The organism is Actinoplanes sp. CA-015351 (assembly GCF_050955685.1).
Classification (GTDB): Bacteria; Actinomycetota; Actinomycetes; order Mycobacteriales; family Micromonosporaceae; genus Actinoplanes.
In genome coordinates this window covers 185934-198543 of the sequence record NZ_CP192102.1, presented here as the reverse complement: position 1 = coordinate 198543, position 12610 = coordinate 185934, and the positions used below count along the sequence as shown (strand labels likewise).

Annotated in this window: 15 protein-coding genes; 4 read left to right on the top strand and 11 right to left on the bottom strand. The window is 69.6% G+C overall.

The window, feature by feature from the left end; genetic code table 11:
* Positions 1 to 120: 120 nt before the first annotated feature.
* From ACQP2E_RS00900 to ACQP2E_RS00860, 9 genes are all read right to left on the bottom strand, one after another.
* Positions 121 to 1659: an FtsX-like permease family protein gene (locus ACQP2E_RS00900; protein WP_433827989.1), complete on the bottom strand. Its 1539-nt coding sequence runs from the start codon at positions 1657 to 1659 to the stop codon at positions 121 to 123.
* A complete protein-coding gene (locus tag ACQP2E_RS00895) occupies positions 1656 to 2342 on the bottom strand; it encodes an ABC transporter ATP-binding protein (protein ID WP_433827988.1) in 687 nt (228 codons plus the stop codon). The genes ACQP2E_RS00900 and ACQP2E_RS00895 overlap by 4 nt, the downstream gene beginning before the upstream one ends.
* Positions 2339 to 2875, bottom strand: a complete 537-nt coding sequence (locus ACQP2E_RS00890; RefSeq protein WP_433827987.1) for a PadR family transcriptional regulator — start codon at positions 2873 to 2875, stop codon at positions 2339 to 2341. The genes ACQP2E_RS00895 and ACQP2E_RS00890 overlap by 4 nt, the downstream gene beginning before the upstream one ends.
* Positions 2876 to 2948: 73 nt before the next feature.
* Positions 2949 to 4514 (bottom strand): SpoIIE family protein phosphatase, encoded by a 1566-nt coding sequence (locus ACQP2E_RS00885; protein ID WP_433827986.1) that lies wholly within the window; start codon positions 4512 to 4514, stop codon positions 2949 to 2951.
* On the bottom strand, positions 4511 to 5860 hold the full coding sequence (locus tag ACQP2E_RS00880; RefSeq protein ID WP_433827985.1) for a sensor histidine kinase: 1350 nt from the start codon (positions 5858 to 5860) through the stop codon (positions 4511 to 4513). Before ACQP2E_RS00880 ends, ACQP2E_RS00885 begins: the two co-directional genes overlap by 4 nt.
* Complete coding sequence (locus ACQP2E_RS00875) at positions 5857 to 6864, bottom strand: ATP-binding SpoIIE family protein phosphatase (protein ID WP_433827984.1); 1008 nt, start codon at positions 6862 to 6864, stop codon at positions 5857 to 5859. The genes ACQP2E_RS00880 and ACQP2E_RS00875 overlap by 4 nt, the downstream gene beginning before the upstream one ends.
* A gap of 20 nt (positions 6865 to 6884) precedes the next feature.
* Entirely contained in the window at positions 6885 to 7289 is a 405-nt protein-coding gene (locus ACQP2E_RS00870; RefSeq protein ID WP_433827983.1) for an ATP-binding protein, read from the bottom strand.
* On the bottom strand, positions 7286 to 7705 hold the full coding sequence (locus ACQP2E_RS00865; protein WP_433827982.1) for an STAS domain-containing protein: 420 nt from the start codon (positions 7703 to 7705) through the stop codon (positions 7286 to 7288). Before ACQP2E_RS00865 ends, ACQP2E_RS00870 begins: the two co-directional genes overlap by 4 nt.
* A 1-nt stretch (position 7706) precedes the next feature.
* A complete protein-coding gene (locus ACQP2E_RS00860) occupies positions 7707 to 8561 on the bottom strand; it encodes an STAS domain-containing protein (RefSeq protein WP_433827981.1) in 855 nt (284 codons plus the stop codon).
* 163 nt (positions 8562 to 8724) lie between these two features.
* Here ACQP2E_RS00860 and ACQP2E_RS00855 point away from each other — a divergent pair, with 163 nt between their 5' ends.
* The 3 genes from ACQP2E_RS00855 to ACQP2E_RS00845 all read left to right on the top strand — a co-directional run bounded on the left by ACQP2E_RS00855 (position 8725) and on the right by ACQP2E_RS00845 (position 9946).
* Entirely contained in the window at positions 8725 to 9078 is a 354-nt protein-coding gene (locus tag ACQP2E_RS00855) for an STAS domain-containing protein (RefSeq protein WP_360429344.1), read from the top strand.
* A 121-nt stretch (positions 9079 to 9199) separates the two neighbouring features.
* Positions 9200 to 9649, top strand: a complete 450-nt coding sequence (gene mscL, locus ACQP2E_RS00850) for a large conductance mechanosensitive channel protein MscL (RefSeq protein ID WP_433833711.1) — start codon at positions 9200 to 9202, stop codon at positions 9647 to 9649.
* 63 nt (positions 9650 to 9712) lie between these two features.
* Positions 9713 to 9946, top strand: a complete 234-nt coding sequence (locus tag ACQP2E_RS00845) for a hypothetical protein (RefSeq protein ID WP_111651891.1) — start codon at positions 9713 to 9715, stop codon at positions 9944 to 9946.
* On the opposite strand, the gene ACQP2E_RS00840 is transcribed toward ACQP2E_RS00845, so the two are convergent.
* Together ACQP2E_RS00840 and ACQP2E_RS00835 are read right to left on the bottom strand one after the other, a co-directional pair.
* Positions 9947 to 10795, bottom strand: coding sequence for a zf-HC2 domain-containing protein (locus ACQP2E_RS00840; protein WP_433827980.1), 849 nt, complete (start codon positions 10793 to 10795; stop codon positions 9947 to 9949).
* Positions 10796 to 10838: 43 nt separating this feature from the next.
* A complete protein-coding gene (locus ACQP2E_RS00835; RefSeq protein WP_433827979.1) occupies positions 10839 to 11471 on the bottom strand; it encodes a CGNR zinc finger domain-containing protein in 633 nt (210 codons plus the stop codon).
* Between the two features lie 173 nt (positions 11472 to 11644).
* Here ACQP2E_RS00835 and ACQP2E_RS00830 point away from each other — a divergent pair, with 173 nt between their 5' ends.
* Positions 11645 to 12427 (top strand): L,D-transpeptidase family protein, encoded by a 783-nt coding sequence (locus tag ACQP2E_RS00830; protein ID WP_433827978.1) that lies wholly within the window; start codon positions 11645 to 11647, stop codon positions 12425 to 12427.
* Positions 12428 to 12610: the final 183 nt, after the last annotated feature.

Sequence of the window (12610 nt, the reverse complement as noted above, 5' to 3'; positions counted from 1 at the left end):
CTCGGATGCACTCAAGGCCGTTGCGCCCGCATCCGGCCCGGATGCGGGCGCAAGGCCGTCGCCCACCAAAAGCGCGAGAAAATCTCGAAAAGCCCCGAAAAGCCCCGAAAAGCCCCGAACTCAGCCGATCCTGAGTTCCTCAAGATCCGTGCTGGTCCGCAGCACCGCCGCACCGACACCGACCACGACCAGCATGGCGAGCAGCGCTCCCCCGCCGAGCAGAGCCAGCCCGTCGAACGGAATCTGGATCGGCACCACCACCCCCGGCTCGACCAGGGTCTGCGTCGCACAGGTGGCCAAGTCCGCCGCCGGGTCGATGCACACCTCGGTGGTCCCACCCATCCGCGCTTCGGTACCGGTCATCCGGAACAGCGACGCTCCGGCACCGAGCGCGAGCAGTACGGCCGGCACCAGCGGCACGAACGTGTGCCAGAGCAGCACCGCGCTCAGCGTCCGGCGCGGCACCCCGGCCGCGGTGAGCGCCGCGTACGCCCGCCGCCGGGCCACGATCCCCTCGACGAACACGACGAGCACGCCGGCCGCCGCGACCGCCATCCCCACCGAGACCGCCACCATGACCAGCCGGATCGCGCCGAAATAGAACTCGGTGTCGTACCCGGAACCGAGGCCGGTCGGGTCGGTCAACCGGCTGTACTTCTCGGAGGCCTCGAAGTCGGCGGCGAGCATGGCCCGGAACCCGAGCGTCCCGGCGCCGAACACCAGTGCGCCGAGCAGCGCCCCGAGGGTCCGGCTGCCGTTCCACGGGTCGGCCATCAGCCGCCCGCCGGCGAGCAGCGTCGCCGGCCCCCGGCCGAACCGCCGCAGCAGCCGCCCGGCGGTGTACGAGATCCAGCCGACGCCGAGCACCACCCCGGTCATCACCAGCAGCACCCCGGCGCCCATGAAGACCAGCGGCGCCCACTCCGGCACCTCCCAGCCGCCCGGCCAGCCGTCCGGCAGCAGGTCGGGGCCGATGAACCCGACCAGGCCGACGCCGATCAGGATGCCCGGCCACGGTCCGGGGCCGTCCTCGCGTACTCGCCGGACCACGCCGAGCGGGGTGATCACGACGCGCCGCATCAGCAGCACGCCGATCGCGCCGGCCAGCACCGGCACCAGCAGCAACGCCCCGACCAGCAGGAACACATTCGGCATCTGGTCGACAGGGAGCCAGAGCCGCCCGTCAGCAGAGCGAAAGTCCAGCAACTCCCGCAGGCCCAGGAAGAGCACGAATCCGGCGACCGATCCCAGCAGGCTGGCCACCGCGGTCTCCGCGCCGGCGATCAGCACGGCCTGGCCCGGAGTGGCCCCGCCCAGGCGCAGCGCGGCGAGCCGCCGGTCCCGGGCCGGAGCGCCGAGCCGGATGCACTGCCCGGCCAGCGCCAGGATCGGCAGCGCGAGCGCCACCAGCGCGAAAATCACCCCGGGCCGCAGCCCTGCCTCGTAGAGCAGCGGGCTCGCGTACTGCTCGGTGCCGGGCCCGAGGGTCCGCAGGCCGGTCGGTGAGTCGAGCCAGGCACCGCCGGTGATCGAGGCGACGGTCGCGGCGGCGAGCAGGGCCAGCGCGGCGAGCGCCGCACTCGCCGCGGTCAGCACGGTACGCAGCCGGTCGGTACGGTTCCCCGCGAGGCTGAGGCGAGCCAGCGTGGAGAACTTCACGGTGCCACCCCTAGACCGCTCGGGTCGACAGCGCCGTCGCGGAGCACGATCTCCCGGTCCGCGTACGCGGCGATCGCGGCCTCGTGGGTGACCAGCACGACGGCCGCGCCCTGCTCGCGCACCACCTGGACCATCGCGCCCAGCACCTGCTCGCCATTGAGCTGGTCGAGCGCACCGGTCGGCTCGTCGGCGAACACCACCTGCGGCTCGGTGACCAGGGCCCGGGCCACCGCGCAGCGCTGCTGCTGGCCGCCGGACATCGCGGCGGGCCGCTTGTCGGCGAGATCGGCCACGCCGAACTTGTCGAGCCATCCGAGCGCCGCCTCCCGCGCCTCTCGCCGCCCCGAACCGGCGAGAAGCAGCGGGAGGGCGACGTTCTCGGATGCTGTCAGCTCGGGCACCAGCTGCCCGAACTGAAACAGCACGCCGAAGTCACTGCGACGCAGCCGGGACCGGGCTGCCTCGGACCAGAGCCCGATGTCCTGGTCCCGATAGCGAACCTCGCCCGCATCGGCCGGGAGGATGCCGGCGAGGCAGTGCAGCAGTGTCGACTTGCCGCAGCCACTGGGGCCGGTCACGGCGACGATCTCGCCGGCCGAGATGCTGAAGTCGACGCCGCGCAGAGCCGGCGTGTTCCCGTAGTTCTTGTGAACCCCGGTGGCGGTCAGCAGGGGTGCGCTCATGAGCTCACTTCCTTCTGTAGGTCGGCGACGCGGGCCATGGTTGTCTGCAACCAGCGCAGGTCGGCGTCGAGGTGCCCGATGGCGTAATCGGCGGCGATCACATCGCCGACCGTCGTGCCGGGCGTGGTCTTGGAGACGGTCAGCTCGCGCATCCGGGTCATGTGCGCGGAGCGCTGAGCGGTCAGGTACTGCCGTGCGCGGTCGGCGTCGGCGGCGAGCAGCGCGACGACGACTTTGTTGAAGAGGGCGCTGGTGACGTGCGGCGCGGGCGGCTCGACCTCGTCGAGCCAGGCGTCGAGCCGGTCACGGCCGAGGTCGGTCAGCGTGTAGGACGTACGCTCCGGGCCGGATTCCTGGTCCTGGCCGGACTGCTTCACGAAACCGTCGCGCTCCAGCCGGCCGAGCGTCGAATAGACCTGCCCGTACGCCAAGGGCTTGGCCTGCGGCAGCCGCTCGTCGTGCTCCCGCTTGAGGTCGTAACCATGCCTCGGGCCACTGGCCAGCAGCCCGAGGAGGACGTGTGCGGTGGACATGCCCGGTACTATTCATCGAGTGAATAGCTGGCGTCAAGCTATCGAAGGAGGGTTACATCCCCCAATAGGAAAATCAGGCGCTGCGACGCAGCGCCACCACAGCGATGTCGTCAGCCTGCTCACCGGGGCCGGCGAGCCGGCTCAGCAGCCGGGAGCAGAACGCATCGAGATCCGGCTCGACCTCGCTCGCGATCGCCTTCAGCGCTCCCAGACCGACGTCGATGTCGGCGTCACGCCGCTCGATCAGCCCGTCGGTGTACAGCACCAGCGTGCCGCCGGGCGGCAGGGTCAGTTCGAGTTCGGCCCGGCGCGGCGCGTCAATGCCGAGCAGCGGCCCGCGCGGCGCCAGGAACGTCGCCTCACCGTCGACGTGCACCAGCGGCGGGAGGTGACCGGCGCTGGCCATCCGGATCCGCCCGGTGGCCGGGTCCAGGGTGAGCAGGCAGAGCGTCGCCGAGTCGTGCGGCAGCACGGTACGCATGAATCGGTTGACCAGCTCCAGCACCGCGCCCGGCGGATGCCCCTCCACCGCGTACGCCCGAACCGCATGCCGCAGCTCGGCCATCACCGTGGCGGCGTGCAGCGAGTGCCCGGCCACGTCACCGATCGCCACCAGCAGCTCGCCGCCGAGCATGGTCAGCTCGTAGAAGTCGCCACCGACCTCGGTCTGCGCGCCGGCCGGCTCGTACCGGACGGCGAGTTCGACACCCGGCACCTTCGGCAGCTCGGACTGCAGCAGGCTGCGCTGGAGGGTGACCGCGATCCGGTGCTCCTCGTCGAACGACCGCTGCGCCTCCACGGCCGCCGCTACCGCCTGGGAGAGCTGCCGCAGCACCGGGAAGCCGGGGTTCTGCGAGCTGCCCGCGGCGGCGACGTACACCGGCGGCCGGTCGGGGCGCAGCCGGGCCGCGGCGACCGCGACGGTCTCGCCGGCCGGCCAGTCGACCATGTCCCAGTCCGCCGGCTCGTCCGTGCGGACCAGCGAGCCCACGGCCACGTTGTGCTCGGGTACCGCCCACGGGCGTACCGTCGCGGGTTTGCCGGCGGCGACCAGGCTCTCGCCCTCGGAGGTCTCCGCCACGACCGCGACCGAACCGCCGAAGATGTCGAAAGCGCCCTCGGCCGCCGCGGCGAGCAGGGCCTGCAGGGTCGACGCCGAGTTGATCGCCAGGGTGGTCTCGGCGAGCCGGACCATCCGCTCGGCGAGCTGCTCGGCGCGGCGCCGCGCACGGTAATAGCGGAGCACGGCCTGCGACGTCGCGATCAGCTCGTCCGGCTCGATCGGCTCGATCAGGTACGCGTCAGCACCCCGGTTCAGCCCTTGGGTGCGGTCGTTCACGTCGACGGCGTGCGCGGAGACGTGGATGACCGGCAGAACCCCGTACCGTTTGTCGGTCTTGATCCGCTCGCAGACCTCGAAACCGCTCATGTCCGGAAGCTTCACGTCGAGCACGACCAGGTCGGCCTCGATCTCCAGCAGTCTGCTGAGCGCCTCGCCGCCGGTCTCCGCCTCCAGCACCGTGAAACCGGCCCGGGTCAGCCAGCTGACCAGCAGGTATCGCTTTGTGGCGCTGTCGTCGACGACAAGGACCGTGGCCTGCACCCGGGGCTGCACACCGGCGCGCGGGATGTCGCTCATGAGGCCGGGAGCCGCAGCGTGAAGGTGCTGCCCGTGCCGGGGACCGAGTCGACCCACAGGCCACCGCCGAGGACGCCGGCCAGCCTGCGGGCGTAAGGCAGGCCCAGGCCGGTGCCCCGGCCGCTCACCGGTTTGCTGCCGGGCACCTGGAAGAACTCCTCGAAGATTCGTTCGTGCAACTCCGGCGGGATGCCGGTCCCGGTGTCGGCGACAGTGAACTCGACGTCGGAGTCGACCCGGCGCACGCTGAGCCGCACCGAGCCGGACTCGGTGAACTTCAGCGCGTTGGTCAGCAGGTTACGCAGCACCTGGGCGAGCAGCACGTCGTCGCAGCGCAGCGACGGCACCGACGGCTCGTCGACCACGAAGTCCACCTCGGGCCGGGTGGCGAGCGGCCGCAGCGTGCCGCGGAGCTGACCGAACACCGCTTTGAGGTCGACGTCCGACCAGTTCGGCTCGATCCGGCCGGCCTCCGCCTTGGCGAGGTCCAGCAAGCCGTTGACCAGGGTCAGCAGGTCACTGGCCGAGGCGCGGATCAGTTCGACCTGGCGGTCCTGCTCGTCGGTGAGGTCGTCCGAGCCGGAGTCGGTGAGCAACCGGCCCAACCCGATGATCGCGGTGACCGGCGCGCGCAGCTCATGGCTCACGTTGGCCAGGAACCGGCTCTTCGCCTCACTCGCGGCGCGCAGCTGCACCGACTTCTCGTCGAGCTCGGCATAGAGCGCCACGACACCGCGGTTGGTCTCTTCGAGCTCCTCGGAGAGCTGGTGGTAGAGGGCCATCACGCCGCGGTTGGTCTCCTCCAGCTCGGCGTTGAGACGAGCCAGGTCGTCGCGTTGCGCACGTACCTCGTCCAGCGCCGCGATGAGCTGCTGGTTCTGCGCCGCCAGCTCGTCGAGCGGGGTTCCGGGAACGTGCTGGGACAGCCCAGCGCGTATCTCGTCCATGCGAGCGGATGTCAATCCAGGAGCGCCGGCCGGCAGGCGCCGAGCCATCCGTACGACTGTTCCGGAGCCACCATCGTCGACCTCCATCGTGTCGACCAGCCGGCCGACCTGCTGCAATTGCCCGGCCACCTGGCCCGCCTCAGCGGAGGCCGGATGCGCCATCGTCACGTGCAGAGTAGGTACCCCGTACGTTCGAACGCTGAACGCGACCTCGGTGTCCGGGCCCTCGGCAAGCAACACCCGGCCGACCTCGCTGATGGCCGTGGCGAACCGGGTCTGGTCCTGTGACTCCAGGCCGACGGCGCGCGCCACCTCCCGGCCGAGTTGCCGTACCACGAAGATGTCCTGCTCGATCCGCAGGCGCATGCTCATCAGCGACTCGCCGGTCGGCCCGGTCATGACGACCGCGCCACCAGCACGCCGGCGTCGTCCCGGCGCGTACCGGCGTCGCGCAGCACCGTCGCGGCGATCACCGCGGGCGAGCGGGCGAGCAGGCCGGGATAGTCGGCCGCGGTCCAGCGATCCACCACGCCATCAGTGTGCATCAGCACGATCGATCCCGGGACCATTGGATAGTCGTATTCCCGTACCTGCCGGCGCTGGTGGCCCGCGATGCCGGGCATCGAGATCATGCCGCGCCGGGTGCCGTCCGGGGCCAGCACGGTGCCGGAGATGTTGCCCAGCCCGGCGTACCGGACCACGCCGGCACGGGAGTCCAGCTCGGCGACCGCGAGGGCGGCGCCACGGGTGTGCCCGAGTGCCCGGTGCAGGGCCTCCACCGCGCCGGTCGGCCCGGTGAACGTTCCGGAGAGGAAGGTGCGCACCGCCTCCTGCGACGCCGCGGCAGCGAGACCGCCGTGGCCAAGACCGTCGCTCACCAGCACCTGCCGCCGGTCACCCACTTCACGGACCGCGTACGCGTCACCGCTGACCTGCTCGCCGGTCAGTGGCCGGGTCAGCCCGGTGACCCAGGCCTCCGGCGGGGCCGCGTCCGGCCAGACCTGCACGGCCAGGACGGTTCCCTTGCCCGGCAATGAGTGCATGTCCCATCGGCTGGCCTGGCGCAGGATCGCGCCGAGCCCGATGCCCAGGGTGCCGGCCGTGGAGTGCCCGTCGCCGATCGCCCGGTCGATGTCAGCGATGCCGGGACCGCGGTCGATCGCAAGGATCTCGACGCCGGCCTGCTCCGCGGTGCGGACCGCCCGGACCAGTATCACTCCCTCGTCGGCGTGCTTGACGAGGTTGCCGGCCGCCTCCGCGGCGACGATCGAGAGGTCCGAGATCCGGCGTTCCGGCATGCCCAGGTCGGCGGCGAGCCGTTCGGCGGCCCGGCGTACCGAAGCGGCGGTCACAGCCTCGTCGACCCGGAACCAGACCCCTTCGGAGAGAAGTCCTTCGGGCATCGACGCCACCGTGCCTCCGCTCATCGGCACCATTTGGTGATGGTGATGGTGGTGCCCTTACCCGGTTCGGTATCGATGTCGAACTCGTCGACGAGGCGACGTGCGCCACTCAGACCGAGCCCGAGACCACCACCTGTGGTGTATCCATCGGTCAGCGCGAGGGACAGGTCGACGATGCCCGGTCCTTCGTCAGCGAAAACGATCTTGATGCCGGCCCGGCGATCGTTCTGCACGCGGGTCACCACGACCTCACCGCCGCCGCCGTACACAAGCGTGTTGCGTGCCAGCTCGCTCGCGGCGGTGACCAGCTTGGTCTGGTCCACCAAGGAAAGCTTCACCGCGACCGCGAGGGTACGCACCGCTTGACGGACCCGGACAACGTCCTGATCGGTCGTGACCGGAAGCCGCTGGTCCTCGTCGCTCACGACGTGCTTACCGCTGCCTCGTCGGGCTCATCCTCGTCGAAGTCGAGATCCGTGAGTTCGTCCTGGCGTGAGCGGGCGAGCAGCTCGATGCCGAGCTCCACGTTCAGAGCCGTACGGATCCCCGGCAGCGACAGGCCCAGCTCGACCAGGGTGATCGCCACCGCGGGACGCATGCCGACCACGACGGTCTCGGCGTCCAGCACCCGGGAGACGGACGCGATGGTGGCGAGCGTGCGGCCGACGAAGGAGTCGACGATGTCGAGCGCACTGATGTCGATGATCACGCCGTGGCAGCCGGTCGCCACGATCCGATCCGCCAGGTCCTCCTGCAACTGCAGGGCGACCTGATCCTCCATGTCGATCTGGATCGAGACGAGGAGGATGTCGCCGATCTTCAGGACCGGGACACGTTCCACGTCAGCGCTCCGTCCGCTTGGCGTTCAGCGAGCGGTTGGTCTTGCTCAGCACGTACCGCAGCGCGTCGGCCAGCGAGGCCTTCGTGGCGATGTCACCGAACTCGATGCCGAGCGCCACGATGGTCTGCGCGATCTGCGGCCGGATGCCGGAGATGATGCAGTCGGCGCCCATCAGCCGGGCGGCCACCACGGTCTTGAGAACGTGCTGCGCCACCTGGGTGTCAACGGCCGGCACACCGGTGATGTCGATGATCGCGTACGGCGACCCGGTATCCACCAGGGTCTGCAGCAGCCGCTCCATCACCACCTGGGCGCGGGCCGAGTCGAGCGTGCCGACCAGCGGCACCGCCACGACGCCGTCCCAGAGTTTCACCACCGGGGTGGAGAGCTCCAGCAGCTGCTCGGCCTGGTCGGCGATGAGTGACTCGCGGACCTGCACGTAACTGTCGAAGGTGAAGAGCGCGGCCCGGTCGACGAAGGCGGAGAACGCCACGTAATCGCGCAGCGTGCCCGCGTCGTCACCGTCACCGAGCGCATCCAGCACCGCGTCCTTGAGCGCGAAAACGCTGACCGCGGTCTCGTTGGCGCTGAAGCCCTGGCGGGCACGATGGCCGGAGATCTCGGCGAGCTGGGCACGGAGCTCGGCCGACCCCTCGTCGGTCAGGTGCACCGAGCCGGATCGCAAGGCCTGCTCGAAGCCTTTCCGGAGATCATCCAGCTGTCGCCGCAGCTCAGCACTGCTCAACCGGCCCCGCAGGCTCGCGCCGGCCAGCTCGACCCATCGGGCCGTCAGTGACTCCGCGTGCTCCTTCAGCAGGTCGGCGAAGCGACTCGCCTCGTCCGAACTCAGCGGCACCGCTGCCTCCCCAACCACATGAACCGTGCACAACGGCCGGACTTTACCATCAGAAGGTCCGTTACTTGCTGTAGACCAAATATAGGGACCGGGGGAGCCCGGTCCGGTTCTGCGCATCCCCGGGTACCTGGAGTACCGTTCAGCAATAACTGGAGGTCGGCGAATGTCCCTGACGGTACAAACAGAGCAGCGCGGCGACATGGTCGTCGTCTCGGTGGCTGGCGAGCTCGACATGGCGACCGCCCCCCAACTGCAGGATCAGATCAGTGACCTGCTGGAGAAGGGCCGGACCCGCCTGATCTTCGACCTGGCCGAGGTGTCCTTCTGCGACTCCACCGGTCTTTCGGTCTTCGTCCGGGCGAAGAACAGCACCGACGACGCCGGCGGCACGGTCCGCCTGGCCGCGCCGCAGCGAGGCGTTCTGCGCATCCTTGAGGTAAGTGGCCTGGTCGAGGTCCTGCACACCTACCCGACCGTGGACGAGGCGGTCACGGCCGAGGAGCCGGTGCTCGACTGACGCCACCCGCGCGTCGAAATTCCCGCGATCGGACCGGTCGGCGTAGTTTGTCGCCGACCGGTGACGGGCACGTCCGTCGCCGGAGGAAAACTTCGGCCCCCCGGGAGTGCCTGTGAGCAAGATGTTCCAAGGCTTCAAAGACTTCATCATGCGCGGCAACGTCGTCGACCTCGCGGTCGGCGTGGTGATCGGCACTGCCTTCACCGCTGTCGTGAGCAGCTTCACCAAGTCTTTCCTTGAGCCCCTCATCAAGTGGATCTCCGGTGGAACCGGTGAACTCGCCGGCTCCGTGTCGCCGGCGAAGGGCGTGGAATTCACCTACGCGGCCTTCATCAACACCCTGATCACCTTCCTGCTGACCGCCGCGGTGCTCTACTTCCTCGTGGTCATGCCGCTGAACAAGCTGGCCGAGCGTCGCCGCCGTGGCGAGGAGCCGCCGCCGAAGGCGCCCAGCGAAGAGGTCAAGCTGCTCACCGAGATCCGCGACGCGCTGCTGCGCGGCCAGGGTCACCAGGTGTCGAACAACGCCCTGGACGAGGTTCTCGGCCGTCACGCGGAGCCCCCGCGCTGACACGTACCGAAAAAGATCGCCCCACCCGGCACTGTTCGAACATTTGTTCGATACAGTGCCGGGATGGAGCAGCGTAAGCACTGGTGGAACGGCAAGTGGGGGCGGCTGGCCCGCAAGGATGTCTACTTACGCGTCAGCGGCGACCAGTGGTACGTCGAGCAGCGCGCCGGTGGCTCCGACGGCGCTTCGCACTTCTTCGAGTTCAACAGCGAGGACGCCGCGCTGGACCTGGTCCGTTCCCTGCTGAACGGCCCGGACGAGTGGCGCGAGCTCTCGGTCCGCCCGCCGGTTCGCTGATCAGGCCGCTTGATCGCCGGGGTGCGAGACCTGCCGCGCGGTGAGCGGGCCAGACGGCGGCAACAACCGCAGCCCCGGCCTGACTTGCGGCTCGGTCCCCCCCTCGGAACCGGTGTCGAAGGAAACCGTGTCGAACCGGGCCCGCCATCCCACGCCGGCCCGCCGGCCGGGCGGCTGGGCGATCTCCCCGGCGCCACGCGACAGCGCGATCACCAGCAGGTAACCGAGGATCACGAAGCCGTGGCCGACCAGCCGGGTCACGTCGACCCGGCCGCCGGTGAGGTCGTTGACCGAGAGAAGCAGCAGCATCGCGACGAAAGCCGTGAGCATCGGCAGCAGGCCGGTCGGCCGGGTCCGGCGCAGCGCGATGAAGAGATAACCAGCGCCCACCGCGACGTTCCAGGCGGCTGACTCGTGCCAGAGGTGCCCCGGGGTCGCGTCCAGCCCGGCGTGGTCGTGCCCGGCGCTCACCCCACCGCCGACCTGGGTCAGCCCGAGGATCAGCTGCACCGTGCCGACCAGCGCCAGCGCTATATAAAGCAGTGTGGCGACCGGCAGCCGGCGCACCGCTTTCTTGACAAAAGGCACAGTCTTGACCGAGGGCACAGTCTTGCCAGAAGGCACAGGCGGAGCCACCGGGGGCAGGGCGGCCAGGATCGCGTCACTCAGGTCCGGCACCGAGGGCACCAGAGCAGTACGCGTCAAGCGGTTCACCGCCGCCGCCCGGTCCAGCCAGTCCCGGCAGCCGGCGCACCCGGCCAGGTGTTCGTCGACCAGCGGCCGCAGGGCCGGGTCGTCCTCGCCGTCCAACTGCGCGGAAAGCATCTCGCGCCACCGCTCACATGCCATGCATCAATAGTCGCCCCGCGCGGCCGTTCGGTTCCCGGCGGGTTCAGCCCATTTCTGGGCCGCCCGGCACACCCACCTGCTGGCCGCCGGTGTGCCCGAGCAACCGGCGGCGCTCCCGGAACGCTCGCAGGTTCGCCGTGTTGCCGCAGGTGCTGACGTCGTGCCAGACGCCGCTGTTGTTGCGTGAGGTGTCGAAGAACGCCGCGCGGCAGGCCGCGTTGTGGCAGAGCTTCAGCCGGGGCCACAGCCCGCTCTGCTGAGCCGCGAGCGCCTCGGCCCAGAGCGCCGACGCGAACCACCGGGTGCCCCGGCCGGTCGGCACCATCCGAACCCAGCCATCCGCGTCCGGGACCAGGCTCACCTGCACGTCGGCCGGGGGCAGGGCGCCGTCCCGCTCCGGGTTCGCCCCGGCGAGGACCACCTGCTCGAACGCGGCCCGCAGCCGGCGCAGCGAACGCAGGTCGCCGGAGGAGAGCAGCAGCGTCGGCGCCGGAAGGCCGGAAACCCGCGACCAGCTGCCGAGCGTGTCGGTCACCCACCACTGGGCGTCCTCGACCGTGCCGAGCAGGTCAGCGCCGTACGACATCGTGCCGCGAGTGTTCAGCAGCTCCTGGACGAGCGCGAAGCCACCCGGCGCTTCTCGGACGCCGTGCCGCGAGCTCGCCTTCCATGACATAGCCAAAGACTACTCGGCTCTTTTGTGAAAACATCTCCGGCCATCCACCCTGGCGGGTGATCAATCGGTGATCTTCGGTGGATCAAGTGGACATACGTCTCTACACTGACGGCCACCAGCAGTGACGGAGGGAGGAACCGGTGCGGAAATTCCTGGCGATCACGGTCGCCGTGGTGACGGCGTCGATCCTCGCTGCTGGCTGCGACTCCGCCGATCCGGAGACGGAAGATCCTTCGGCCAACGGGGGTGCTTCACCCGTACCGTCGTCGTCTGCTGGTCCGGCAGATCCCTCAGCCGCAGCGCCCGCACCCAGCGCGACTGTGACACCCAGCGCGACTGTGGCACCCAGCGCGACCACCGCCAAGAAGTTGAAGTCAGGCGCCAAAGGCGCCGAGGTGCTCGCGCTGCAGAACAGGCTGACCGAGCTGGGGTATTGGAACGGGAAGGCCGACGGCAAGTTCGGCTCGACCACCCAGCAGGCGGTGTTCGCGCTGCAGAAAGCGGCGAAAGTGGGCCGTGACGGCGTCGTCGGGCCCAAGACGCAGCAGGCGCTCGACACGGGCGTCCGCCCGAAAGCGCGCTCCACCACCGGAAAGTTCGTGGAGATCGACCTGAAACGGCAGCTTCTGCTGCTGGTGGACGAGGGTCAGGTCGAGCAGATCTTCAACACGTCGACCGGTTCGAACGAGTACTACGAGCAGGAGGGCGAGACCTATCTCGCGGACACCCCTCGCGGCAAGTTCAAGGTAAGCCGGCAGATCGACGGCTGGCGCGACGCTCCACTCGGCATGCTGTGGCGGCCGAAATACTTCAACGGCGGGATCGCGGTGCACGGTGCGCCAAGCGTTCCGGCCTATCCGGCATCACACGGGTGCGCCCGTGTGTCGATATCGGCGATGAACTGGCTATGGTCGAACGACGAAATCCCGATCAAGACTCGCGTCTGGGTCTATTAGCACCAGCGCTCTGTAACCGACCGGCCACCTACCATACATGGATTTGTTTCGCGAAGCTCAGCCAACTACCCTGGCAACTCGCTACGGCCAAGACCATCGGCGCCAGACGTCGACCTCCGGCCGATACAGCGGTGCACGGGGGGAAGGCTGAGGTGTCTTCGAAGGACTTTGACGGGCTTGCGA

Excerpts from the sequence above, each read along its gene's own strand:
- ACQP2E_RS00895 (WP_433827988.1), bottom strand. The coding sequence starts at position 2,342 with ATGAGCGCACCCCTGCTGACCGCCACCGGGGTTCACAAGAACTACGGG.
- ACQP2E_RS00890 (WP_433827987.1), bottom strand. The coding sequence starts at position 2,875 with ATGTCCACCGCACACGTCCTCCTCGGGCTGCTGGCCAGTGGCCCGAGG.
- ACQP2E_RS00885 (WP_433827986.1), bottom strand. The coding sequence starts at position 4,514 with ATGAGCGACATCCCGCGCGCCGGTGTGCAGCCCCGGGTGCAGGCCACG.
- ACQP2E_RS00880 (WP_433827985.1), bottom strand. The coding sequence starts at position 5,860 with ATGACCGGGCCGACCGGCGAGTCGCTGATGAGCATGCGCCTGCGGATC.
- ACQP2E_RS00875 (WP_433827984.1), bottom strand. The coding sequence starts at position 6,864 with ATGCCCGAAGGACTTCTCTCCGAAGGGGTCTGGTTCCGGGTCGACGAG.
- ACQP2E_RS00855 (WP_360429344.1), top strand. The coding sequence starts at position 8,725 with ATGTCCCTGACGGTACAAACAGAGCAGCGCGGCGACATGGTCGTCGTC.
- mscL (WP_433833711.1), top strand. The coding sequence starts at position 9,200 with ATGTTCCAAGGCTTCAAAGACTTCATCATGCGCGGCAACGTCGTCGAC.
- ACQP2E_RS00845 (WP_111651891.1), top strand. The coding sequence starts at position 9,713 with ATGGAGCAGCGTAAGCACTGGTGGAACGGCAAGTGGGGGCGGCTGGCC.
- ACQP2E_RS00840 (WP_433827980.1), bottom strand. The coding sequence starts at position 10,795 with ATGGCATGTGAGCGGTGGCGCGAGATGCTTTCCGCGCAGTTGGACGGC.
- ACQP2E_RS00835 (WP_433827979.1), bottom strand. The coding sequence starts at position 11,471 with ATGTCATGGAAGGCGAGCTCGCGGCACGGCGTCCGAGAAGCGCCGGGT.